Here is a 20,685-nt window from a genome sequence, read left to right as displayed (position 1 = left end):
GCTTCCCATGAAGACGGGTCTGGCGGCGCTCGCCGCCGTGCTCTGCGTGACCGGCGCCGCCCGCGCCGAGGTGATCGACCAGTCGCCCCAGGGCTTCGAGGTCCGCCACGTCGTCACGATCGCCGCGCCGCCGGCCAAGGTGCGGGAGGCGATGCTGCAGCCGGCATGGTGGTGGAACTCCGCCCACAGCTGGTCGGGCGACGCCCGCAACCTCTCCATCGACCTGGCGACGGGCTGCTTCTGTGAGAAGCTGAAGGACGGCTTCGTCCGGCACATGACGGTGGTCTACGCCAGCGACAGCGGCCTGCGGCTGTCCGGCGCGCTCGGCCCCCTGCAGTTCACCGGCGCCAGCGGTCACATGGCCTTCAACCTCAAGGCCGGCGCCGATCCCGCCACCACGGTGCTCACGGTCACCTACGATGTCGGCGGCTACGCCAAGGGCGGTCTGGCCGAGCAATGGGCCAAGCCGGTGGACGGGGTGATCGGCGAGCAGGTGGGCCGGCTGAAGACGCTGATCGAGACCGGAAAGCCCACCTAGGCGCTGGACAGCGCCAGCGGCCAAGCGCGCCCGGATAGATCGAAAAAATCTATCTCAAACTCAAGAAATATCAATTTCCCCTATGCTGCGTCGCAGTATAGACAGCGGCTTCCTTCCCGACGCCAACCAGGAGATCGCGTTGTCCCTCATCAATACCGAAATCAAGCCGTTCACGGCCGAGGCCTTCCAGAACGGCAAGTTCATCACCGTCTCGGACGCCGATCTGAAGGGAAAGTGGTCGGTGGTGTTCTTCTATCCGGCCGACTTCACCTTCGTCTGCCCGACCGAGCTTGAGGACCTGGCCGACAACTACGCCGAGTTCAAGAAGCTGGGCGTGGAGATCTACTCCGTCTCCACCGACACCCACTTCGCCCACAAGGCCTGGCACGACACCTCGGAAGCCGTGAAGAAGATCAACTACGTCATGGTGGGCGACCCCACCGGCAAGATCTCGCGCAACTTCGAGGTCATGATCGAGGAGGCCGGCCTGGCTGACCGCGGCACCTTCGTGGTCGACCCCGACGGCAAGATCCAGATCGTCGAGATCACCGCCGGCGGCATCGGCCGCGACGCCCTCGAGCTGCTGCGCAAGGTCAAGGCCGCCCAGTACGTCGCCTCCCACCCCGGCGAGGTCTGCCCTGCCAAGTGGCAGGAAGGCGAGAAGACCCTGGCCCCGTCCCTGGACCTGGTCGGCAAGATCTAGAGCCTGCCGCGCCGCCGCCGCTCGCCTCGCAAGGGGGCGGCGGCGGCGCACCTTCCTCCCCGCTTCCCTGCGTCCCTATCGGAGCCCCGTCATGTTGGACCAAGGCCTGAAGTCCCAGCTCAAGACCTATCTGGAGAACCTGCGCCATCCGGTGGAGCTGATCGCCAGCCTGGACGCCTCGGCCAAGTCGGCGGAGCTCAAGGCCCTGCTGGACGACATCGTCGAGGCCTCGGAAAAGGTCCTGCTGCGCCTTGATGGCCAGGACGCCCGCAAGCCGTCCTTCGCCGTCCGCGCCGCCGGCGCCGACGCCCGCGTGACCTTCGCGGGCCTGCCCATGGGCCACGAGTTCACCTCCCTGGTCCTGGCCCTGCTGCAGGCCGGCGGCCACCCGCCCCGCGTCGAGCCCGAGGTCATCGAGCAGATCAAGGCGTTGGAGGGCGACTACAGCTTCGAGACCTATTTCTCGCTCTCCTGCCAGAACTGCCCCGACGTGGTGCAGGCGCTCAACCTGATGAGCGTGCTGAACCCGGCGATCCGCCACGTGGCCATAGACGGCGCCCTGTTCCAGGACGAGGTGGAGGCCCGCAAGATCATGGCCGTGCCCACCGTCCTGCTGAACGGCCAGCCCTTCGCCCAGGGCCGGATGACGGTCGAGGAGATCCTGGCCAAGCTGGACACCGGCGCCGCGGCCCGCGGCGCGGCCAAGCTCGCCGCCAAGGGGGTCTTCGACGTCCTGGTGGTGGGCGGCGGCCCGGCCGGCGCGGCCGCGGCGGTCTACGCCGCCCGCAAGGGCATCGTCACCGGCCTGGCGGCCGAGCGCTTCGGGGGCCAGGTGCTCGACACCATGGCCATCGAGAACTTCATCTCCGTGCCCCACACCGAAGGCCCCAAGCTGGTCTCGGGCCTGGAGCAGCACGTCAAGGCCTACGAGGTCGACGTCATGAACCTGCAGAAGGCCGCCAAGCTCATCCCCGCCAAGGCGGCCGGCGAGCTCAGCGAGATCGTGCTGGAGAGCGGCGCGACCTTGCGGGCCAGGACCGTCATCCTGGCGCCCGGCGCCCGCTGGCGGCAGATGGGGGCGCCCGGCGAGGAGCAGTACCGCAACCGCGGCGTCGCCTACTGCCCGCACTGCGATGGTCCGCTCTACAAGGGCAAGCGCGTGGCGGTGATCGGCGGCGGCAACTCCGGCGTCGAGGCGGCCATCGACCTGGCCGGCATCGTCGCCCACGTGACCCTGATCGAGTACGACAGCCAGCTCCGCGCCGACGCCGTGCTGCAGCGCAAGCTCGCCAGCCTGCCCAATGTCACGGTCATCACCTCGGCCCTGACCACCGAGGTCCTGGGGGACGGCGAGAAGGTCACCGGCCTCACCTATCGCGACCGGCCCACCGAGGCGGTCCACACCGTCGAGCTGGAGGGAATCTTCGTGCAGATCGGCCTGGTCCCCAACACCGAGTGGCTGCAGGGGGCGCTGGCGCTGAGCCCGCGGGGCGAGATCGAGGTCGACGCCCATGGCGCCACCTCGGCGCCCGGCGTGTTCGCCGCCGGTGACGCCACCACCACCCCCTTCAAGCAGATCGTCATCGCCGCCGGCGACGGCGCCAAGGCCGCGCTTTCGGCCTTCGACTACCTGATCCGCCTGCCCGCCGAGGCCAAGGAGGCGGTGGCGGCTTGAGCCAGGGGTGGGGGCGTGGCGCCTTTCCATAGACTGAGACTATGATCGCGCCATGCTCCCCACCATCCGCCAACTCCAGTACCTGAAGCTGCTCGCCGAACACGGGGCCTTCGGCAAGGCGGCCGAGGCCGCCCACGTCACCCAGCCGACCCTGTCGGCCGGCATCCAGGAGCTGGAGCGCACCCTCGGCGCCCCGGTGGTGGACCGCGCCCGCTCCGGCGTCATCCTGACGGCGGTGGGGGAGGCGGCGCTGAGCCGCGCCAACACCATCCTCAACGAGGCCGAGGAGCTGGTGCAGGCCGCCAAGAACGCCAGCCAGCCGCTCACCGGGCGCTTCCGCCTGGGGGTCATCCCCACCATCGCCCCCTTCCTGCTCCCCAAGGCCCTGCCCCTGCTGCGGGCGCGCTTCCCCAAGCTGCGCCTCTATCTGCGGGAGGACCTGACCCAGCGCCTGATCGCCGCGCTGAAGGCCGGCCAACTGGACGCGGCCCTGATCGCGCTCCCCTTCGACATGGCCGGCCTGGCCCACGCCCACGTCTCCGACGACGAGCTGCTGGCCGCCATCCCCGCCGACCATCCCCTGGCCAACCGGCTGGAATTCCCCCCCTCGGCCATGGAGGGGGAGGACCTGATCCTGCTGGAGGACGGCCACTGCCTGCGTGACCACGTGCTCTCGGCCTGCGGCCTGAAGCCCCCCAAGGCCACCGGCGACGAGGAGGCCTTCGCGGCCACCTCCCTGCCGACCCTGGTGCAGATGGTGGGGTCGGGCCTGGGGGTGACCTTCCTGCCGGCCATGGCGGTGGAGGCCGGCCTGACCCAGGCCGCCCACGTCGCGGTGCGCCATCTCCAGGCCGAGCACCCGAGCCGCGAGATCGTGGTGGCCTGGCGCGCCGGCTCCAGCCGGGGCGCCGAGGGCCGCCTGCTGGCCGAGACCCTGCGGGACGCCTGAACGGCGAAACCGCAATTGAGCCAGATCATGGTTGGGCCCGATGGACCGCGTCAGACGTTGCCACCACGGGGTTCCCCCCAATCCATCGGAGCAACAAGATGCAACTACCCAAGGGCACGACCGTCGCCGTCGCGGACGGCGTGACGCTTCACCTCTACCGGAACGCCGGCGATGAGGTTCATCCCAAGCTGACGGCCCTGCCGCCGGCCACCCTGGGCCACATCAACCGCAGCTCCGGCGACCATCACTATTCCAGCTCGGCCAATCCGAGCGACGGTCAGCAGCGCGAGGACGGCTTCGCCGCGGCCACGGCGGCCTGGCTGAACGAGCAGGCCCTGGGCGGCAAGATCGAGCACCTCTACATCATCGCCGCCCCCAAGACCCTGGGCGAGCTGCGCCGCCACTATCACAAGGCCCTGGAGGGCAAGCTGCTGGGGGAACTGGCCAAGGACCTCACCGGCCACGTGGTGGGCGACATCGAGACCGCCATCGCCCACGCCTGATCCCGTCCGGGGCGGGCCCAGGCCCGCCCCGGATCGCGGGTGTCGATCTATTTCGATATATCTCTATTGCATTCCGGGCCGGGTTAGATATATCTGCAATATCGATATGTCTAAATAGGATCGAAAATGCATAGACACTTCTCACACCGACACGAACATCGCAGCCGCCACGGCTTTGGCGGCCACATGCGCGAGCACCTCCGGGGCGGACGCGGCGAGCGCGGGGGCCGCATCGGCCGCCTGCTGGAACACGGGGACCTGCGGTTCCTGGTCCTGGCCCTGCTCGCCGAGAAGCCGCGCCACGGCTACGACGTGATGCGCGAGCTCGAGGAGCGCACCGGCGGCGCCTACCGGCCCAGCCCCGGCGTCATCTACCCCACCTTCTCCCTGCTGGAGGACGAGGGCTTCGTGGTCCCCGTCGCCGCCGAGGGCGGTCGCAAGGCCTACGAGGCCACCCCGGCCGGCAAGGAGGCGTTGGAGGCCAACCGCGCCGCGGTGGACGCCATCTTCGCCCGCCTGGACGAGGCCGCCGAACACTCCTCCGGCGCCCGGCCCAAGCTGCAGCGCGCCATGCAGAACCTCGGCGTCGCCCTTCGCCTGCGCATGCAGCGAGGCGGCGTGACCGAGGATCAGGTGGACGCCATCGCCGGCATCCTCGACGAGGCCGCGACCCGCATCGAGCGGACCTGAGCCCGGCTCACCCCGGGGTCGAGGCGAGCTCGCGGGTGAAGAACAGCGCCAGGTCGTCGTCCACCATGACCTCCTGCATGGGGGTCACGGGGATGGCGTTCCAGGCGATGCCCCGCCCGTCGGGCAGATAGCCCCGCAGCACATAGAGCCGTTGGGCCGGGCCATAGTCGGGATAGAGCCCGACTCCGATGCCGGCGGTCGGGCTGCGGGTGGCGATCAGGGCCTCGGCGGCGTCCATCAGGGCCGTGCCGATCCCGCGCCGGCGGAACTGGGGCAGGACGTTGAAGTCCTGGATCTCCGGAATCCCCGCCTCGCGGAAGGGCGCGTACTGCGGGACCCAAATCACCGTCACATAGCCGGCGAACTCCCCGTCAAGCCGGGCTGTCAGCACCGGCCGGTCGTCGGCGGTCTGTTCGTCCAGGTAGCGGGCGAACTGGGCCTCCGGCTTGTCCCAGCCGATCTCGGCGAAGGCCCGCGCGATCAGGGGCGGGTCCTCCGGATGGAGGGGCTTGATCTCCAGCATCAGTCCATCAGCTTCTGGGTCAGGTAGACGTAGTGCCGGGCCCAGCGGCGGGCGTTCAGCTCCGGATCGGCGTCGTTGGCGTGGCCGCCGAAGGTCTGCTCGTAATAGAGGTAGGGGATGCCCATGGCCTCCAGCCGGGCGGCGAACTTCCGCGCATGGCCGGGATGGACCCGGTCATCGCGGGTGTTGGTGGTGATGTAGGGCTCGGGATATTTCACCCCGGCCTTGAGGTTCTGGTAGGCCGAGTATTTCTCGATGAAGGCCCGGTCGGCGGCCACGTCGGGGTCGCCATACTCGCCGATCCACGAGGCCCCCGCCGACAGCTTGTGATAGCGCAGCATGTCGATCAGCGGGCTCTCCACCACCACGGCGTTCCAGAGCTCCGGATGCTGGGTCATGGAGACGGTGGTCAGCACCCCGCCGTTGGACCGGCCATAGATGCCGAGCCGGCGGGCCGAGGTGATCTTGCGGGCCGCCAGGTCGCGGGCCACGGCGGCGAAGTCGTCGAAGGACAGCTGACGCTTCTCCCGCAGCACGCTGTCGTGCCAGGCCGGGCCGAACTCGCCGCCGCCGCGGATATTGGCGATCACATAGGCGCCGCCCCGCTCCAGCCAGATCTTGCCCATCTCCGGCAGGTAGATCGGCGGCTTGGCCACTTCGAAACCGCCATAGCCGTACATGATGGTGGGCAGTGACCCGTCCAGCTTCGCGGCCTTCGGCAGCACCACGAAATAGGGGATCTTCGCCCCGTCCGAGGAGGTGGCCCAGTACTGCTTCACCTCGTGGGTCGCGGCCTTGAACCGGGCAGGCAGGGTCTTGACCGAAACCGCCGTCCCGGCGGCCGCGTCGGCCAGCCACAGGCTGGTGGGATCGAGGAAGCCCTCGGCGGCGACGAAGACCTGGTCGTCGTCCCCGGAGGCCGAGCGGATCGTGAAGGTGGCGTCCTTGGGCAGGGCCAGGCGGGCAGCCGTCCACTTGCCGTCCTTCAGGTCATAGACGTCGACGGCGCCCTTCACCTCGTCCAGCAGGTTCACCACCAGCCGGCCCTGGGTGTCGTCCACCTCGGTGATGGCCTGGCGCGGGCCGGGCTGGAAGATCAGGACCGGCTTCGCGGTCCCGGCCTTCAGGGCCTGCAGGTCATAGGCGATCAGGGCGCCCGCGCCATAGCCGCCCCAGGCCTCCTTAAGCTCGAACACCGCCTGGCCATCGACATAGGCCTGGTATTCGGCCTTGGCCGGGAGGGCGATCGGGATCGTCCGGCCGGCCTCCAGCAGCACGAACTCGTTCTCGAAGAAGGTGATCCCCCGGCGGGCCATCAGGCCGTCGGCCCGGCCGCCCGCGCCGCGCAGCACGATGGGCGAAACCCCCACGTCGGTCTTCTGGCCGCGATAGACCTCGCGGGCCTGGCCGTCGCGGGCCAGGGTCTTGACGATATAGGCGTAGCCCGAGGGGGTCTCGTCCCCCGGGGTCCAGATGCGATCGGCCACCAGGGTGTCGGCATCGAGCCAGTCGAAGCCCTGCTTGCCCTCGGCCAGGCGGAAGCCGCCGGTCACGAAGGCCTTCTTGGCGGCGTCGAATTCGCGCACCTCCACCGCGTCGCCGCCGCCGTCGGAGAGCTCCACCAGGCACAGGGTCTGGGCGGGCTTCAGGCAGGTCGCCCCCTTCCAGATCCAGTTCTTGCCCTCGGCCTTGGACAGGGCGTCAAGGTCCAGCAGGGTGTCCCAGGCCGGTTGCGCGCTGCGATAGGAGGCCAGGGTCGCGTGGCGCCAGACGCCATGCACGTGGGTGTCGTCCTGCCACAGGTTGTCGACCCCGCCGGCCCGGAACACCGGCCAGGGAATGCGGTCCTTGGCGGTGAAGATGGTCCGCGCTTCGGCGAGATAGGCGCCGTAGCGGGGATCGGTCTCCAGCCGCTTGGCGGACCGGGCGTTCTGCCCCTCGACCCAGGTGAGGGCCTTGGGTCCGTCGACCTCCTCCAGCCAGGCGAAGGGGTCATCGGCGACTTGAGCGGGGACTTGGGCGTGCGCCATGGGGGCCAGCAAGAGGGCGCCGGTCAGCGCGGTCAGAAACAGTTTCATGGGCCAAATCTAGGGCCGGGCGGCAGGTCCTGTCTCGCCAAAGGTGATCTGTGGGCAAAAGTCCCCTATATGCGGGCGCCATGAGCCGTCCGTTCCTGAAGATGAACGGGCTCGGCAACGACTTCGTCGTCGTCGAGGCCCGCTCCGCCCCCTTCGCGCCCAGCGCGGACGAGGTGCGCGCGATCGCCGACCGCGATCGCGGGATCGGCTGCGACCAGCTCGTCTCTATTGATCCTTCGACCCGCGCCGACGCCGCCGTCCGCTTCTGGAACGCCGACGGCGAGGAGGTGGGCGCCTGCGGCAACGCCAGCCGCTGCGTCGGCTGGCTGCTGATGGAGGCCTCGGGCAAGGATGTCGCCACCTTCGAGACCAAGGGCGGCCTGCTCACCGCGCGGCGCGCCGGGGACAAGCTGATCAGCGTCGACATGGGAGTCCCGGGCCTGGCCTGGAACCAGATCCCCCTGGAGGAGGAGATGGACACCCGGGGCATCGAGCTCCAGGTCGGCCCCATCGACGCCCCCCTGCTGCACACGCCAGGCTGCGTCTCCATGGGCAACCCGCACGTGGTCTTCTTCGTCAACGACGCCGAGACCGCGCCGGTGCGCGAGGTCGGGCCGATGATCGAGCACCACCGGCTGTTCCCGGAGGGCGTCAATGTCGGCTTCGCGGAGATCAAGGCCCGCGACCGCATCCGCCTGAAGGTCTGGGAGCGGGGCGCCGGCCTGACCAAGGCCTGCGGCACCGGCGCCTGCGCGGCCCTGGTGGCGGCCAGCCGCCGCGGCCTCACCGACCGCAAGGCCACCCTGGAGCTGGACGGCGGCGATCTGACCATCGAGTGGCGGCAGGGCGACGACCACGTGATCATGACCGGCCCCCTGGAACTCGAGTTCACGGGGACCCTGCCGTGAGCGACAAGCTGGACGCTCAAGCCTTGGATCCCGGACAGACCGCTGAAGCGGTCTTCCGGGATGACAACGCCGCCGGCCGGGCCGTCGACATTGTCACCTTCGGCTGCCGGCTGAACGCCTATGAGAGCGAGGTCATCCGCGCCCGCGCCATCGAGGACGGGCTGGAGAACGCCATCGTCTTCAACACCTGCGCGGTGACCGGCGAGGCCGTGCGCCAGGCGCGCCAGGCGATCCGCAAGGCGCGCCGCGAGCGTCCCGACGCCAAGCTGATCGTCACCGGCTGCGCCGCCCAGATCGACCCCGCCGCCTTCGCCGGCATGACCGAGGTGGATCTGGTGCTGGGCAACGCCGAGAAGTCGGCGGCCGGCGCCTATGCCGCCACGGCCCCCGAGGGCCGGGTGCGGGTCAACGACATCATGAGCGTGCGGGAGACCGCCGGCCACCTGATCGACGGGCTGAAGGACCGCGCGCGCGCCTATGTCGAGGTCCAGAACGGCTGCGATCACCGCTGCACCTTCTGCATCATCCCCTTCGGCCGCGGCAATTCCCGCTCGGCGGCGGCCGGCGAGGTGGTGGAGCAGGTCCGCAAGCTCACCGCCCAGGGCTATCTCGAGGTGGTGCTCACCGGGGTGGACATCACCAGCTGGGGCTCCGACCTGCCGGGCCAGCCGACGCTTGGCCAGTTGGTGGCCCGCATCCTGAAGCTGGTCCCGGAGCTGCCGCGCCTGCGGCTCTCCTCCATCGACGCCGCCGAGATCGACCCGGACCTGATGCGCTGCCTGGCGGAGGACCCGCGCCTCATGCCCTACCTGCACCTGTCCCTGCAGGCCGGCGACGACATGATCCTCAAGCGCATGAAGCGCCGCCACAGCCGCGCCGACGCCCTGAAGCTGATCGCCGATGTCCGCGCGGTGCGACCGGACACAGCCTTCGGCGCCGACTTCATCGCCGGTTTCCCGACGGAGACCGAGGCGATGTTCGAGAACACCCTTCAGCTCGTCGAGGACGGCGGTCTCGCCTTCCTGCACGTCTTCCCCTTCAGTCCGCGCCCGGGCACGCCCGCCGCGCGGATGCCGCAGCTGCAGCGTCCGGTGATCAAGGACCGCGCCGCCCGCCTGCGCGCCGCCGGGGAGCGGGCCCTGGAACGTCACCTGCAGCGTCAGGTCGGCCGCGTGGTCACCGGCCTTGTGGAACGCGACGGCGTGGCCCGGGCCGAGGACTTCACCGAGATCGCCTATGTCGGCGAGGCCGCCGTGGGGTCGATCGTCCCCATGACCATCACCGGCCACGACGGGACCCGGGCGCTGGCGGAGGTCGCGGTCCTGGAGGCGGCGGAATGAGCGGCGAGACCGGCGGGTGCCAGTGCGGGGCGGTGCGGTTTCGCGTGGACGGCGCACTTGGCCGGCCCAGCCTCTGCCACTGCCGCATGTGCCAGAAGGCCTTCGGGAGCCTCTTTGGCCCCCTGGTGTCGGTGAAGATCGCCGACCTGGTCTGGACCCGCGGCGCACGCAAGATCTTCGCCAGCTCAAACAAGGTCGACCGCGGCTTCTGCGCCGACTGCGGCACGCCCCTGACCTTCGAGTGGAGCGCGACCCTCATTGACCTGGCCATCGGGGCCTTCGACGATCCCGCGCCGCTCAAGCCGGTGGTCCAGATGGCCGTCGAGGCGGCCGTGCCCTGGGTCAAGGACCTGCCCGGCCTGCCGACCCCCAGCGCCGAGGAACGCGAAAAAATGGCGGCCCACTACGCCGCTATCATCAGCCATCAGCATCCCGATCACGACACCGACGCGTGGCCGCCCGCGACCTGAGGCGTCCGTAGAGGACAAGGACACCCCGCGTGCCTCAGGACCCCAGGACACTGGCCAGCAAGGTCGCCCACGTCACCCTCGCCTTCTGGGTGATGAAGATCTGCGCCACCACGGCCGGCGAGACCGGCGGCGACCTGCTCTCCATGACGCTGAAGGTCGGCTACCTGGCCAGCACCCTGATCCTGCTGGGCTTCTTCCTGGTGGCCCTGGTCTTCCAGCTGCGAGCCAAGGCCTTCCACCCCTTCCTCTACTGGGCGGTGATCCTGGCCACCAGCACGGCGGGAACGACCATGTCCGACTACATGGACCGCAGCCTGGGCCTCGGCTACGCCGCCGGCGCGACGATCCTGGTGAGTCTGCTGATCGCTGTGCTGACGGTCTGGCGGTTCACCCTCGGCTCCATCGCCGTCGACCACATCCGCGACCTCCGGGCCGAGGCCTTCTACTGGGCCGCCATCCTGGTCTCCAACACCCTGGGCACGGCTCTGGGGGACTATCTCGCCGACAGTTCGGGCCTGGGCTACGGGCTCAGCAACCTGCTGATCGCCGGCGGCATCGCGCTCACGGTGATCGGCTGGCGGTTCACGACCCTCTCGCGGACGGTGCTGTTCTGGATCGCCTTCGTCCTGACCCGGCCCTTCGGCGCCACCCTGGGCGACCTGCTCACCAAGGCGCCGGAGAAGGGCGGCTTGGGGATCGGCACGATCGGCTCGACGATCGTGCTGCTGGCGGTTCTGGTCCTGGTGCTGATCTTCAGCACCCGGCGCGAGCGGCGGCTGGCGTCGGCCTAGTCCTCCGGCGTCCCACGGCCCGGGAATCCCGGCAGGGCCCAGCCCTTGAGGATCGCGCCGGTGCGGATGGCGAAGGCCACGGCGAAGCCCGCCAGGCCGGCCGGGAAGCCCGGAACCTCGAACATCTGCAGGACCACGAAGGCGCAGGCGCCCAGCAGGGCGGCGGTGACATAGATCTCGCGCTTCAGCAGGATCGAGGGCTCGTGGGCCAGGACGTCGCGGATCACCCCGCCGAAACAGGCCGTCAGCGTCCCCATCACCACCGCCGAGAAGGGCGGCGCCCCGAGCGAGGCGGCCTTGGCGGCCCCCACCACGCAGTAGGCGGCCAGGCCCAGGGCGTCGAGCCACAGCAGCACCCGCATCCGACCCTTGCCCGCCCCGAACACCCAGACCGCCATGGCCGCGGCCAGGCAGGCCAGGATATAGGCCGGCTTCTGCACCCAGAAGACCGGCGCCCCGATCAGCAGGTCGCGCAGGGTGCCGCCGCCGACCCCCGTCACGGCGGCGAAGAAGCCGAAGGTGACGATGTCGTGCTTGCGCCGCGCGGCGGCCAGCGCTCCCGTGGCGCCGAACACCGCCACGGCGGCGTAGTCCAGCCAGGTCAGGGTGGCGGTCAGCGCGTCCATTCCCCATCCTCTATCGCGCACGCCGAGGAGCCGCTAGAAGCCGCCTATGACTGAACCCAAGAAGGGCTGGTTCCAGCGCCTCGCCGGCGGCCTCACGCGCTCGTCCAAGGCGCTGACCGAACAGGTGGCCGCCACCTTCACCAAGGCGCCGCTGGACCAGGCCAAGCTCGACGAGCTGGAGGAGATGCTGATCGAGGCCGACCTCGGTCCGCACTCGGCCGCCCGCATCACCCAGCGCTTCTCCGACGCCAAGTTCGGCAAGAGCGTCGACGAGATGGAGATCAAGGAGGCCCTGGCCGAGGCCATCGGCGACGAGCTCGCCAGCCGCCAGGGAACCTTCGATCCGCTGTCTGGGCCCAAGCCCTATGTGGTGCTGTTCATCGGGGTCAACGGCTCGGGCAAGACCACGACGCTCGGCAAGATCGCCGCCGACCTGACCGGCAAGGGCGCCAAGGTGCTGGTGGTGGCCGGCGACACCTTCCGCGCCGCCGCCGTCGAGCAGCTCAAGGTCTGGGCCGAGCGGGCCGGGGCCGACTTCATGTCGCGCCCGCCCAATTCCGACGCCGCGGGCCTGGCCTTCGACGCCATCGCTCACGCCAGGGAGAAGGGCCACGACGTGGTCCTCATCGACACCGCCGGCCGCCTGCAGAACAAGCAGGGCCTGATGGACGAACTCTTGAAGGTGATCCGGGTGGTCAAGAAGCTCGACCCCGAGGCCCCGCACGAGACCCTGCTGGTGCTGGACGCCACGGTGGGGCGCAATGCGCTCGCCCAGGAGAACATCTTCGGCAACCAGATCGGGGTGTCGGGGATCGTCATGACCAAGCTGGACGGCACCGCCCGGGGCGGGGTCCTGGTGCCGGTGGCCCAGGCGTCGGACAGTCCCATCAAGCTCATTGGCGTCGGCGAGGGGATCGAGGATCTTCAGCCCTTCAACGCCCGGGCCTTCGCCCGTTCCCTCGTCGGTCTGGAGGACGCATGACCCTGTCGCCTGGCGCCAAGAAGTTCGTCACCGGATTCGTCGACTACGGATGGCCGGTGGGCTTCGTCATCGCCTATTTCATCACCCACGACACGGTCCAGGCGACCTGGGGCATGGTGGCCGGCGCGGCGCTCGCCCTGGTCATCGGCTTCGTGGTGGAGAAGCGCATCGCCCCCATGCCCCTGGTGGCGGGGCTGATCGCGGTGCTGTTCGGCTGCCTGACCCTGTTCTTCCACGACGACCGGTTCATCAAGGTCAAGCCGACCGTGACCTCGGTGGCCTTCGGCCTGTTCCTGATCGGCGGCATGGTGCTGCGCAAGAACCCGCTGAAGATCCTGCTGGGCAAGGCCTTCCAGATGCCCGACGAGGGCTGGCGCAAGCTGACCTGGCGCTACGGGATCTTCTTCCTCTGCGTGGCGGGCCTGAACGAATTCATCTGGCGCACCCAGCCGGACGCCACCTGGGTGCTGTTCCGCTTCCCGGGCCTCTCCATCATCCACGTCCTGTTCGGCTTCTCCCAGGTGCCGCTGATGATGAAGTACGCCAAGATCGACGAGCCGCCGCCGGTGCCGCCCATCGAATAGGGCGTCCACGGACGGCTGTCGTCAAAACGACGCGAACGGATTATAACCTCCCGGCCCGAGCCAATCCGAAAGGCGGGGAACTCCATGTCGAAATCGAAGTCTGGCAAGTCAGGCGGGCTCCCGGCCCTCGACCGGTCGCCGAGCCACCTGCTGCATCGCGCCCTGCAATTGTCCCTGGATCTCTACGCCGAGGCCTTCGGGGCGGGCGGGCCGACCCAGCGCCAGTACGCCGTCCTGGCGGCGGTGGAGGCCCATGAGGGCCTGACCCAGACCGACCTGGTCAAGATCACCGGCATCGACCGCTCCACCCTGGCCGACATGGCCGCCCGCATGATCACCAAGGGCCTGCTGGAGCGCCAGCGCTCGGCCGCCGACGCCCGGGCCAACGCCGTCAGCCTCACCGCCGCCGGCCGCGAGCTGCTGGAGGAGGCCAAGCCGAAGATGGCCGAGGTCGACGCCAGGCTGCTGAAACTGCTCTCCTCGGGGAAGCGCGAGGGCCTGGTCAGCGTCCTGCGCGACCTGATCGCCGCCGGCGAGGCCGCGGCCCAGCCGCCGGTCGAGAAGCCCGCCAAGAAGGCCAAGGCCGAGAAACCCGTCAAGAAGCCCAAGCCGGAGAAGGCGCCCAAGGCCGCCAAGTCCGCGAAGGCCGAGAAGCCGGCCAAGGCGGAGAAGGCCCCCAAGCCTGAGAAACCCAAGAAAGAGAAGAAGGCCAAGAAGGCGGCCTGAGGACGGGTCACCTTCGAAGCCGTCATTCCCGGGACAAGCCCGACGATCACGATCGGGGTTTGCGCCTAGACCTTGATGTCCAGCAGCGAGCCCGGCCGCAGGATCCGCTCGGGCGGATCGGCGGGCAGGTTGGTGGGGATGCGGCCCAGGGGCTGAGCCCGGGTCGTGGGCTGGGCGGCGGCGGCCGAGGTCGGCGCCTCCTGCTGGCCGAGCGCGGCCTGGAAGAAGGCGCGCTGACCCGCATTGCGGGGCGCCTCGGGCCGCTGGATCGGCTGGGCGGTCTGCGGGAAGCCGGGTCGGATCGGGAGCGCCACGTCGGGCCTTATGGTTAATGCGCGGTCAACGATATCGCGCGGTTCGCCTCAATGTAAGGTTAACGCGGGGCCTTCGCCCAGAGATCCCGCGCGTCTTTTTCCGTCAGCGGCCCGGTGTGCTTGGCCAGGATCATGCCGTCGGCCCCCACCAGATAGGTTTCCGGCACCCCGGTGACCCCCAGCTCGATCCCGGCGCGGCCGTCGCGGTCCACCAGGCGCGCGCCATAGGGGTCCCCCAGGCGGCTCAGGAAGGCCTTGGTGTTGTCCGGCGCGTCCTTGTAGGCGATCCCCACCAGGGGGACCCCCTGCGCCTTCAGGGCCACCAGCACCGGCTGCTCGATCTCGCAGGGGGCGCACCAGGAGGCGAAGATGTTCACCAGCACCGGCCCCTTGGCCGCCTCGCGCAGGCGCACCGGCCGGCCGTCGTCGAGGCTGGGCAGGACCAGATCCGGGGTCGGCTTGCCCACCAGGGCCTGGGGCTCGACCCGGGGGTCGTGCTTCAGGGCGAACAACCCGAACAGCAGGGCGAGCGCCACCAGGGCGATCAGCGGCAGCAAGGCCAGGCCGCGGTTCACGCCTCGCGGTCCCTGGAAAGCTCCTGCGCGCGTTTGCGCCAGCGGCGGGCGTGGTTGAGGCTGGAGACGATCATGCCGAGGAAGGCGATGGCCGTCAGGCCGTAGGCGGGCCAGATGAAGGCGGCGTAGGCGCCGGGATCCAGGTCGAGCATGGTCAGCCCCTCGCCGCGCGCAGCGCCGCGGCCTCGGCGCGGCGGCGCCAGACCTCGCCGCGGATCCGCACCAGCCACAGGGACCCGAAGGCCGCCATATAGGCCAGGCCCAGCAGCAGCAGGGGATAGAGGTATTCCACCGTCATGGTGGGGCCGCCCTTGCGGAACACCGAGGCGCCCTGGTGCAGGGTGTTCCACCAGTTCACCGACCAGTGGACGATGGGCAGGTTCACCACCCCCACCAGGGCCAGGATCGCCCCGGCGCGGGCCGCCTTGGCCTCGTCGTCCAGGGAGGCGCGCAGGGCCATATAGGCGAGATAGAACAGCAGCAGGACCAGGACCGAGGTCAGGCGCGCGTCCCAGACCCACCAGGTCCCCCACATCGGCCGGCCCCACAGCGAACCGGTGGCCAGGGCCAGGACCGTGAAGGCCGCGCCCAGGGGGGCGGCGGCCTGGGCCGCGGCGTCGGCGAGCGCATGGCGGAAGACGAGCGCCAGGAAGCTGGCCACCCCCAGGCAGGCATAGACGAACATGCTCATCCAGGCGGCGGGGACATGGATGAACATGATCCGCACGGTGTCGCCCTGCTGGTAGTCCTCCGGGGCGGTGAAGCCCAGCCAGAGGCCGGCCAGGGCCAGCAGCACGGCGATGACGCCGAACATGGGCGCGGCCCAGCGCGAGAACGCCATGAAGCGCTCGGGGTTCGACAGGAAGGCCGGCGCCGGGATCATGCTGGCGAATTAGACCCCGGCGCCGCTTCGGGCAAGCCGGGGTCTGCTTCTAGGCGGCGCCTTAGCCGCGGCCGCCCATGCGGTGACCGCCGCCGTGGCCCTTGCCGCCGTGGCCGCCCATCGGGCCCAGGGCGTCGAAGGCCTTCTTCTGGGACGGCGACAGCTGGCTGTAGAAGCGCATCGTCGCGTCGGCGCGGCGGCCGAACTGGACCTGGCGCTCAGCCATGCGGGCCTTCATGCGGTCCAGGCGCTGCGGCGTGGTCATCGCCGCCCGCTCGCCGCGCTCGGCGCGCATCCTGTCCCGCATCCCGGCCGGGGGCGCCATGGCGGAGAGGAAGGCGTTCAGGGCCGGCTCCTGGGCCGGGGTCAGCTGCAGGGTGTCGCGCAGGTGCTGGGCGCGGCGGGCGGCCATTTCGGCCGGGTCGCGATGCATGCGCTCGCCGCGATCCTGGCTCGGTCGGGCGTCCTGGACGCCCGACATCATGCCGGCGGGCGCGGCGGGCTGGGCCACGGCGGCGCCGCCAAGGCTCAGGATCGCGGCGCCGACCAGCAGCGGGGTGGTGAATTTCATGGGGTCTCGGACTCCGGGTTGTTACGCCCCTCAGGACCTTCAACGCGGGCCCCTCCGATTTCCGTCGCCGGAAAATTCAGGACAGGGCGTTGCGGCAGGCCGCGGCCATGGCCAGGGGGCCGAGCGCGACCGCGGCGGCGGCATAGGCGCAGAGCAGGGCCAGGCCCGCATGCCAGGGCAGGCCGTTGCCGAAGGCGTCCAGGGCCGCGCCGCCGAAGATCACCGGCGGCACGAACAGGGGCAGGACGATCACGGCGGTCAGCAGGCCGCCGCGCCGGGCTCCCAGGCTGAGGGCCGCTCCGATCCCGCCGGTGAAGGCGAAGGCCAGGCCTCCCACCAGGGCGCAGGCGAAGATCAGGGGGGCGAGCTCGGGCTTGGCGCCCAGGGCGATGGCCGCCACGGGGGCGGCGAGCGCCAGGGGCGCGCCCGTGGCGATCCATTGGCCCAGGCACTTCAGGGCGCAGACGATCTCCAGCGGCAGGGGCGAGAGCACGATCAGGTCGAGCGCCCCGTCCTCGTAGTCGCGCTCGAACAGCCGCTCCAGGGAGAGCAGGGCCGCCAGGGCCAGGGCCACCCAGGCCATGCCGGTGGCGATGGCCGCCAGCCGGGCGGGCTCCGGGCCGGTGGCGAGCGGCAGCAGGGTCGCGGTCCCGGCGTAGAAGCCGAGCGAGACCAGCGGCCCGCCGCCCTTGCCCCAGGCGAGCGCCACCTCGCGGGTCAGCAGGGCGCCGGCCCGGCTCACGCGCCGATCTCCAGGGCCTTGGCCGGGACGGGGAGGGGATCGTGCACGGCGGCGACGATCAGGCCGCCACCGGCCAGGTGGCCAGCCATGATCTGGCCGAATCGCTCGCGCCAGCCGGCGTCCAGCGGGCTCAGGGGCTCGTCCAGCAGCCACAGGGGCCGGGGAGCGGCGATGAGCCGCGCCAGGGCCAGGCGGCGCCTCTGCCCGGCCGACAGCCGCCGGATCTCCAGGTCCAGCAGGGTGGAAAGCTCCAGGGTCTTGACCGCCGTCTGCGTCGATTCCGGGGTGCCGCCGGTCCAGGCGCTCCAGAAGGTGAGCTCCTCGCGGGCCGTGCGGGCGGGCTTGAGCCCGTCCAGGTGGCCGATCAGGTGCAGGCCCTGGGCCCGGGCCTCCGCGGGATCAAGCGCCCCGAAGGTCACCGCCCCGGCCTCGGTCTGGACGAGGCCGGCGATGGTTCGCAGCAGGCTGGTCTTGCCCGCCCCGTTGCGGCCGGTGAGGGCGGCGGCCTGGCCTGAGTCGAGGGTCAGGTTCAGGCCCTCGAAAAGCAGGCGCCCCCCCCGCCGAACGGCCAGGTTTTCGAGGCTCAGACGCGAGATCACGGGCGCGGGGTTCCCACTGCATGGACGTGAGCCAAGCCAGGGTCTATGACGCGCGCGGCCGACGCCGCCTTGGGGGGCGTACGCGGCGCGGGGGCGGACGCTGTGTGTCCGCTTCGAAAAGCGCGCGATCCCCGAAGCGGTGATGTAGCGGCCGTGAACAGAGGAAGGATCCCTTATATGGCGTCGATCGACAGCCTGAAGACCCGCCGCGAACTGACGGTGGGCGACAAGACCTACGTCTACTACAGCCTTCCCGCCGCCGAGGAAGCCGGACTTTCGGGCGTTTCGCGCCTGCCGGCCTCCATGAAGGTGCTGCTGGAAAACCTGCTCCGCAACGAGGACGGCCTCTCGGTCGGCTCCGACGACCTCACGGCGCTCGCCGCCTGGCTGGTGAACAAGGGCTCCGTCGAGCACGAGATCAGCTTCCGCCCGGCCCGGGTCCTGATGCAGGACTTCACCGGGGTGCCGGCGGTCGTGGACCTGGCCGCCATGCGCGACGCCATGACCCACCTCGGCGCCAATCCCGAGAAGATCAACCCGCTGAACCCCGTCGACCTGGTCATCGACCACTCGGTGATGGTGGACCACTTCGGCACCGCCAAGGCCTTCGGCGAGAACGTCGAGCGCGAGTACGAGCGCAACATCGAGCGCTACCGCTTCCTGCGCTGGGGCTCCTCGGCCTTCAACAACTTCCGCGTCGTGCCCCCCGGCACCGGGATCTGCCACCAGGTGAACCTGGAATACTTGGCCCAGACCGTCTGGACCCTGGACGAGGCCGGTGAGACCACCGCCTATCCCGACACCGTCGTCGGCACCGACAGCCACACCACCATGGTCAACGGCCTGTCGGTCCTGGGCTGGGGCGTGGGCGGCATCGAGGCCGAGGCGGCCATGCTGGGCCAGCCGATCCCCATGCTGATCCCCGAGGTCATCGGCTTCCGCGTCACCGGCGCCATGCCGGAAGGCGCCACCGCCACCGACCTGGTGCTCACCGTCACCCAGATGCTGCGCAAGAAGGGCGTGGTGGGCAAGTTCGTTGAATTCTACGGCCCCGGCCTCGCCGGCCTGACCCTGGAAGACCAGGCCACCATCGCCAACATGGCCCCGGAATACGGCGCCACCTGCGGCTTCTTCCCGGTGACCAAGGCCACCATCGACTACCTGACCGCCACTGGCCGCGAGCCCCACCGGGTCGCCCTGGTGGAAGCCTATGCCAAGGCCCAGGGCCTGTGGTTCGAGCCCGGCGACGCCGATCCCGAATTCACCGACACCCTGGAGCTGGACCTCGGCACGGTCATGCCGTCCCTGGCCGGCCCCAAGCGTCCCCAGGACCGGGTCCTGCTCTCCGAGGCCGCCGCCGAGTTCAAGTCGGCCCTGGGCAAGGAGTTCGGCAAGGCTGACGCCGAAAGCGCCGGTCAGCGCATTCCGGTCGCCGGCGAGAAGTTCGACGTCGGCAACGGCGACGTGGTCATCGCCGCCATCACCTCCTGCACCAACACCTCCAACCCCTCGGTGCTGATCGCCGCGGGCCTGGTGGCCAAGAAGGCCATCGAAAAGGGCCTGAAGGTGAAGCCCTGGGTGAAGACCTCGCTGGCCCCCGGTTCGCAGGTGGTCACCGACTATCTGAAGAGCGCGGGCCTCACCAAGAGCCTCGACGCCCTGGGCTTCAACCTGGTGGGCTACGGCTGCACCACCTGCATCGGCAATTCCGGCCCCCTGCCGGAAGCCATCTCCGAGGCGGTGCAGAAGGGTGACCTAGTCGCCTGCTCGGTGCTCTCGGGCAACCGCAACTTCGAAGGCCGGGTGAACCCCGACGTGCGGGCCAACTACCTGGCCTCGCCGCCCCTGGTGGTGGCCTACGCCTTGGCCGGTTCGATGAACATCGACCTGGCCACCGAGCCGCTGGGCGAGGGCAAGGACGGCAAGCCGGTCTATCTGAAGGACATCTGGCCGACCTCCGAGGAGATCGCCACCCTGCAGCGCAAGCACGTCACCCAGAAGATGTTCGCCACCCGCTATTCGGACGTCTTCAAGGGCGACAAGAACTGGCAGGGCATCAAGGTGGCCGGCGGCCAGACCTACGCCTGGGACATGGGCTCCACCTATGTGCAGAACCCGCCCTACTTCCAGGACATGAAGATGGATCCGGCCCCGGTGACCGACATCGTCGAGGCGCGGGTTCTCTCCGTGTTCGGCGACTCGATCACCACCGACCACATCTCGCCCGCCGGTTCGATCAAGGCCACCTCTCCGGCCGGGGTCTATCTGCGCGAGCACCAGGTGCCGACCACGGAGTTCAACTCCTACGGCGCCCGCCGCGGCAACCACGAGATCATGATGCGCGGCACCTTCGCCAACATCCGGATCCGCAACAAGATCACCCCGGACATCGAGGGCGGGGTCACCAAGCACTTCCCCTCCGGCGACGTCATGGCGATCTATGACGCGGCCATGCGCTACCAGGGCGAAGGCCGTCCGCTGGTGGTGTTCGCCGGCAAGGAATACGGCACCGGCTCCTCCCGCGACTGGGCGGCCAAGGGCACCAAGCTCCTGGGCGTGCGCGCGGTGATCGCCGAGAGCTTCGAGCGCATCCACCGCTCGAACCTGGTGGGCATGGGCGTCCTGCCGCTGCAGTTCCTGCAGGAAGGCTGGCAGAAGCTGAACCTGACGGGCGAGGAGATCGTCACCATCCGTGGCCTGACCGAACTCTCGCCCCGCCGTCAGCTGACGGTGGAGATGTACCGTCCGTCGGACGGCCGCATCGCCCGCTTCCCGGTCCGTTGCCGGATCGATACGCCCACCGAGCTTGAGTACTTCAAGAACGGCGGCGTGCTGAACTACGTGCTGCGCAACCTCGCCAAGTCCGCGGCCTAAGGTGTTCCAGACCAGGCGGCGCCGACCCGACGCCGCCTGGT

Annotated in this window: 24 protein-coding genes; 14 read left to right on the top strand and 10 right to left on the bottom strand. The window is 69.9% G+C overall.

The features are described 5' to 3' along the window. Window positions 1-7 precede the first annotated feature (7 nt). The 6 genes from ACO06I_RS15540 to ACO06I_RS15515 all read left to right on the top strand — a co-directional run bounded on the left by ACO06I_RS15540 (window position 8) and on the right by ACO06I_RS15515 (window position 5,058). Window positions 8-538 (top strand): ATPase, encoded by a 531-nt coding sequence (locus tag ACO06I_RS15540; RefSeq protein ID WP_421933468.1) that lies wholly within the window; start codon window positions 8-10, stop codon window positions 536-538. Window positions 539-677: 139 nt separating this feature from the next. After that, window positions 678-1,241 (top strand): alkyl hydroperoxide reductase subunit C, encoded by a 564-nt coding sequence (gene ahpC / locus ACO06I_RS15535; protein ID WP_421933467.1) that lies wholly within the window; start codon window positions 678-680, stop codon window positions 1,239-1,241. 91 nt (window positions 1,242-1,332) lie between these two features. After that, window positions 1,333-2,916 carry an alkyl hydroperoxide reductase subunit F gene (gene ahpF / locus ACO06I_RS15530; protein WP_421933466.1) on the top strand — a complete coding sequence of 528 codons (1,584 nt, stop codon included), beginning with the start codon at window positions 1,333-1,335 and terminating at the stop codon, window positions 2,914-2,916. 52 nt (window positions 2,917-2,968) lie between these two features. After that, window positions 2,969-3,865 (top strand): LysR substrate-binding domain-containing protein, encoded by an 897-nt coding sequence (locus ACO06I_RS15525; protein ID WP_421933465.1) that lies wholly within the window; start codon window positions 2,969-2,971, stop codon window positions 3,863-3,865. Between the two features lie 98 nt (window positions 3,866-3,963). After that, window positions 3,964-4,368 (top strand): host attachment family protein, encoded by a 405-nt coding sequence (locus tag ACO06I_RS15520; protein ID WP_421933464.1) that lies wholly within the window; start codon window positions 3,964-3,966, stop codon window positions 4,366-4,368. 186 nt (window positions 4,369-4,554) lie between these two features. Continuing rightward, window positions 4,555-5,058, top strand: a complete 504-nt coding sequence (locus tag ACO06I_RS15515) for a PadR family transcriptional regulator (protein ID WP_421933463.1) — start codon at window positions 4,555-4,557, stop codon at window positions 5,056-5,058. A gap of 7 nt (window positions 5,059-5,065) precedes the next feature. Here the strand turns inward: ACO06I_RS15515 and ACO06I_RS15510 are convergent, their stop codons facing one another. After that, complete coding sequence (locus ACO06I_RS15510) at window positions 5,066-5,581, bottom strand: GNAT family N-acetyltransferase (RefSeq protein WP_421933462.1); 516 nt, start codon at window positions 5,579-5,581, stop codon at window positions 5,066-5,068. Next, a complete protein-coding gene (locus tag ACO06I_RS15505; RefSeq protein WP_421933461.1) occupies window positions 5,581-7,659 on the bottom strand; it encodes a prolyl oligopeptidase family serine peptidase in 2,079 nt (692 codons plus the stop codon). Before ACO06I_RS15505 ends, ACO06I_RS15510 begins: the two co-directional genes overlap by 1 nt. A gap of 80 nt (window positions 7,660-7,739) precedes the next feature. Here ACO06I_RS15505 and dapF point away from each other — a divergent pair, with 80 nt between their 5' ends. Genes dapF through ACO06I_RS15485 form a run of 4 tightly spaced genes read left to right on the top strand, consistent with a single transcriptional unit; the run spans window position 7,740 to window position 11,168 of the window. After that, window positions 7,740-8,567: a diaminopimelate epimerase gene (dapF, locus tag ACO06I_RS15500; RefSeq protein WP_421933460.1), complete on the top strand. Its 828-nt coding sequence runs from the start codon at window positions 7,740-7,742 to the stop codon at window positions 8,565-8,567. Between the two features lie 23 nt (window positions 8,568-8,590). Further along, window positions 8,591-9,907 (top strand): tRNA (N(6)-L-threonylcarbamoyladenosine(37)-C(2))-methylthiotransferase MtaB, encoded by a 1,317-nt coding sequence (gene mtaB, locus ACO06I_RS15495; protein ID WP_421933638.1) that lies wholly within the window; start codon window positions 8,591-8,593, stop codon window positions 9,905-9,907. Further along, the gene (locus tag ACO06I_RS15490) at window positions 9,904-10,377 is read left to right on the top strand and encodes a GFA family protein (RefSeq protein WP_421933459.1); all 474 of its coding nucleotides are present in this window, start codon (window positions 9,904-9,906) and stop codon (window positions 10,375-10,377) included. The genes mtaB and ACO06I_RS15490 overlap by 4 nt, the downstream gene beginning before the upstream one ends. 29 nt (window positions 10,378-10,406) lie before the next feature. After that, window positions 10,407-11,168: a hypothetical protein gene (locus tag ACO06I_RS15485; RefSeq protein WP_421933458.1), complete on the top strand. Its 762-nt coding sequence runs from the start codon at window positions 10,407-10,409 to the stop codon at window positions 11,166-11,168. Here the strand turns inward: ACO06I_RS15485 and ACO06I_RS15480 are convergent. Further along, entirely contained in the window at window positions 11,165-11,794 is a 630-nt protein-coding gene (locus ACO06I_RS15480; protein WP_421933457.1) for a trimeric intracellular cation channel family protein, read from the bottom strand. The two genes, ACO06I_RS15485 and ACO06I_RS15480, sit on opposite strands and share 4 nt — an antisense overlap. Before the next feature lie 46 nt (window positions 11,795-11,840). Between ACO06I_RS15480 and ftsY the strand changes: the two genes are divergently transcribed. From ftsY to ACO06I_RS15465, 3 genes are all read left to right on the top strand, one after another. After that, window positions 11,841-12,776 carry a signal recognition particle-docking protein FtsY gene (gene ftsY, locus ACO06I_RS15475; RefSeq protein WP_421933456.1) on the top strand — a complete coding sequence of 312 codons (936 nt, stop codon included), beginning with the start codon at window positions 11,841-11,843 and terminating at the stop codon, window positions 12,774-12,776. After that, a complete protein-coding gene (locus ACO06I_RS15470) occupies window positions 12,773-13,360 on the top strand; it encodes an inner membrane-spanning protein YciB (RefSeq protein WP_421933455.1) in 588 nt (195 codons plus the stop codon). Before ftsY ends, ACO06I_RS15470 begins: the two co-directional genes overlap by 4 nt. Before the next feature lie 84 nt (window positions 13,361-13,444). Then, window positions 13,445-14,086, top strand: coding sequence for a MarR family winged helix-turn-helix transcriptional regulator (locus ACO06I_RS15465; RefSeq protein ID WP_421933454.1), 642 nt, complete (start codon window positions 13,445-13,447; stop codon window positions 14,084-14,086). A gap of 65 nt (window positions 14,087-14,151) precedes the next feature. Here the strand turns inward: ACO06I_RS15465 and ACO06I_RS15460 are convergent, their stop codons facing one another. From ACO06I_RS15460 to ccmA, 7 genes are all read right to left on the bottom strand, one after another. Then, entirely contained in the window at window positions 14,152-14,400 is a 249-nt protein-coding gene (locus tag ACO06I_RS15460; protein ID WP_304699335.1) for a hypothetical protein, read from the bottom strand. A gap of 59 nt (window positions 14,401-14,459) precedes the next feature. Continuing rightward, on the bottom strand, window positions 14,460-14,975 hold the full coding sequence (locus ACO06I_RS15455) for a DsbE family thiol:disulfide interchange protein (protein ID WP_421933453.1): 516 nt from the start codon (window positions 14,973-14,975) through the stop codon (window positions 14,460-14,462). After that, window positions 14,972-15,127: a heme exporter protein CcmD gene (gene ccmD, locus ACO06I_RS15450; RefSeq protein ID WP_421933452.1), complete on the bottom strand. Its 156-nt coding sequence runs from the start codon at window positions 15,125-15,127 to the stop codon at window positions 14,972-14,974. The genes ACO06I_RS15455 and ccmD overlap by 4 nt, the downstream gene beginning before the upstream one ends. A 2-nt stretch (window positions 15,128-15,129) precedes the next feature. Then, window positions 15,130-15,858, bottom strand: a complete 729-nt coding sequence (gene ccmC, locus ACO06I_RS15445; RefSeq protein ID WP_421933451.1) for a heme ABC transporter permease CcmC — start codon at window positions 15,856-15,858, stop codon at window positions 15,130-15,132. Between the two features lie 61 nt (window positions 15,859-15,919). Further along, window positions 15,920-16,429, bottom strand: a complete 510-nt coding sequence (locus tag ACO06I_RS15440; protein ID WP_421933450.1) for a Spy/CpxP family protein refolding chaperone — start codon at window positions 16,427-16,429, stop codon at window positions 15,920-15,922. A gap of 76 nt (window positions 16,430-16,505) precedes the next feature. Further along, window positions 16,506-17,171, bottom strand: coding sequence for a heme exporter protein CcmB (gene ccmB / locus ACO06I_RS15435; protein WP_421933449.1), 666 nt, complete (start codon window positions 17,169-17,171; stop codon window positions 16,506-16,508). Further along, entirely contained in the window at window positions 17,168-17,770 is a 603-nt protein-coding gene (gene ccmA / locus ACO06I_RS15430) for a heme ABC exporter ATP-binding protein CcmA (protein WP_421933448.1), read from the bottom strand. Before ccmA ends, ccmB begins: the two co-directional genes overlap by 4 nt. A 177-nt stretch (window positions 17,771-17,947) precedes the next feature. Here ccmA and acnA point away from each other — a divergent pair, with 177 nt between their 5' ends. Next, window positions 17,948-20,644 carry an aconitate hydratase AcnA gene (gene acnA / locus ACO06I_RS15425; protein ID WP_421933447.1) on the top strand — a complete coding sequence of 899 codons (2,697 nt, stop codon included), beginning with the start codon at window positions 17,948-17,950 and terminating at the stop codon, window positions 20,642-20,644. The last annotated feature ends 41 nt before the right edge of the window (window positions 20,645-20,685 follow it).

It is taken from the genome of Phenylobacterium sp. (assembly GCF_965229015.1).
Classification (GTDB): domain Bacteria; phylum Pseudomonadota; class Alphaproteobacteria; order Caulobacterales; family Caulobacteraceae; genus Phenylobacterium.
This window is presented reverse-complemented; position numbering and strand designations above follow the sequence as displayed.

Excerpts from the sequence above, each read along its gene's own strand:
- ACO06I_RS15440 (WP_421933450.1), bottom strand. The coding sequence starts at position 16,429 with ATGAAATTCACCACCCCGCTGCTGGTCGGCGCCGCGATCCTGAGCCTT.
- ACO06I_RS15520 (WP_421933464.1), top strand. The coding sequence starts at position 3,964 with ATGCAACTACCCAAGGGCACGACCGTCGCCGTCGCGGACGGCGTGACG.
- ACO06I_RS15510 (WP_421933462.1), bottom strand. The coding sequence starts at position 5,581 with ATGCTGGAGATCAAGCCCCTCCATCCGGAGGACCCGCCCCTGATCGCG.
- ACO06I_RS15465 (WP_421933454.1), top strand. The coding sequence starts at position 13,445 with ATGTCGAAATCGAAGTCTGGCAAGTCAGGCGGGCTCCCGGCCCTCGAC.
- ccmC (WP_421933451.1), bottom strand. The coding sequence starts at position 15,858 with ATGATCCCGGCGCCGGCCTTCCTGTCGAACCCCGAGCGCTTCATGGCG.
- ACO06I_RS15480 (WP_421933457.1), bottom strand. The coding sequence starts at position 11,794 with ATGGACGCGCTGACCGCCACCCTGACCTGGCTGGACTACGCCGCCGTG.
- ACO06I_RS15525 (WP_421933465.1), top strand. The coding sequence starts at position 2,969 with ATGCTCCCCACCATCCGCCAACTCCAGTACCTGAAGCTGCTCGCCGAA.
- ACO06I_RS15470 (WP_421933455.1), top strand. The coding sequence starts at position 12,773 with ATGACCCTGTCGCCTGGCGCCAAGAAGTTCGTCACCGGATTCGTCGAC.
- ACO06I_RS15515 (WP_421933463.1), top strand. The coding sequence starts at position 4,555 with ATGCGCGAGCACCTCCGGGGCGGACGCGGCGAGCGCGGGGGCCGCATC.
- ACO06I_RS15540 (WP_421933468.1), top strand. The coding sequence starts at position 8 with ATGAAGACGGGTCTGGCGGCGCTCGCCGCCGTGCTCTGCGTGACCGGC.
- ftsY (WP_421933456.1), top strand. The coding sequence starts at position 11,841 with ATGACTGAACCCAAGAAGGGCTGGTTCCAGCGCCTCGCCGGCGGCCTC.
- ccmD (WP_421933452.1), bottom strand. The coding sequence starts at position 15,127 with ATGCTCGACCTGGATCCCGGCGCCTACGCCGCCTTCATCTGGCCCGCC.
- dapF (WP_421933460.1), top strand. The coding sequence starts at position 7,740 with ATGAGCCGTCCGTTCCTGAAGATGAACGGGCTCGGCAACGACTTCGTC.
- ACO06I_RS15490 (WP_421933459.1), top strand. The coding sequence starts at position 9,904 with ATGAGCGGCGAGACCGGCGGGTGCCAGTGCGGGGCGGTGCGGTTTCGC.
- ahpF (WP_421933466.1), top strand. The coding sequence starts at position 1,333 with ATGTTGGACCAAGGCCTGAAGTCCCAGCTCAAGACCTATCTGGAGAAC.
- acnA (WP_421933447.1), top strand. The coding sequence starts at position 17,948 with ATGGCGTCGATCGACAGCCTGAAGACCCGCCGCGAACTGACGGTGGGC.
- ACO06I_RS15505 (WP_421933461.1), bottom strand. The coding sequence starts at position 7,659 with ATGAAACTGTTTCTGACCGCGCTGACCGGCGCCCTCTTGCTGGCCCCC.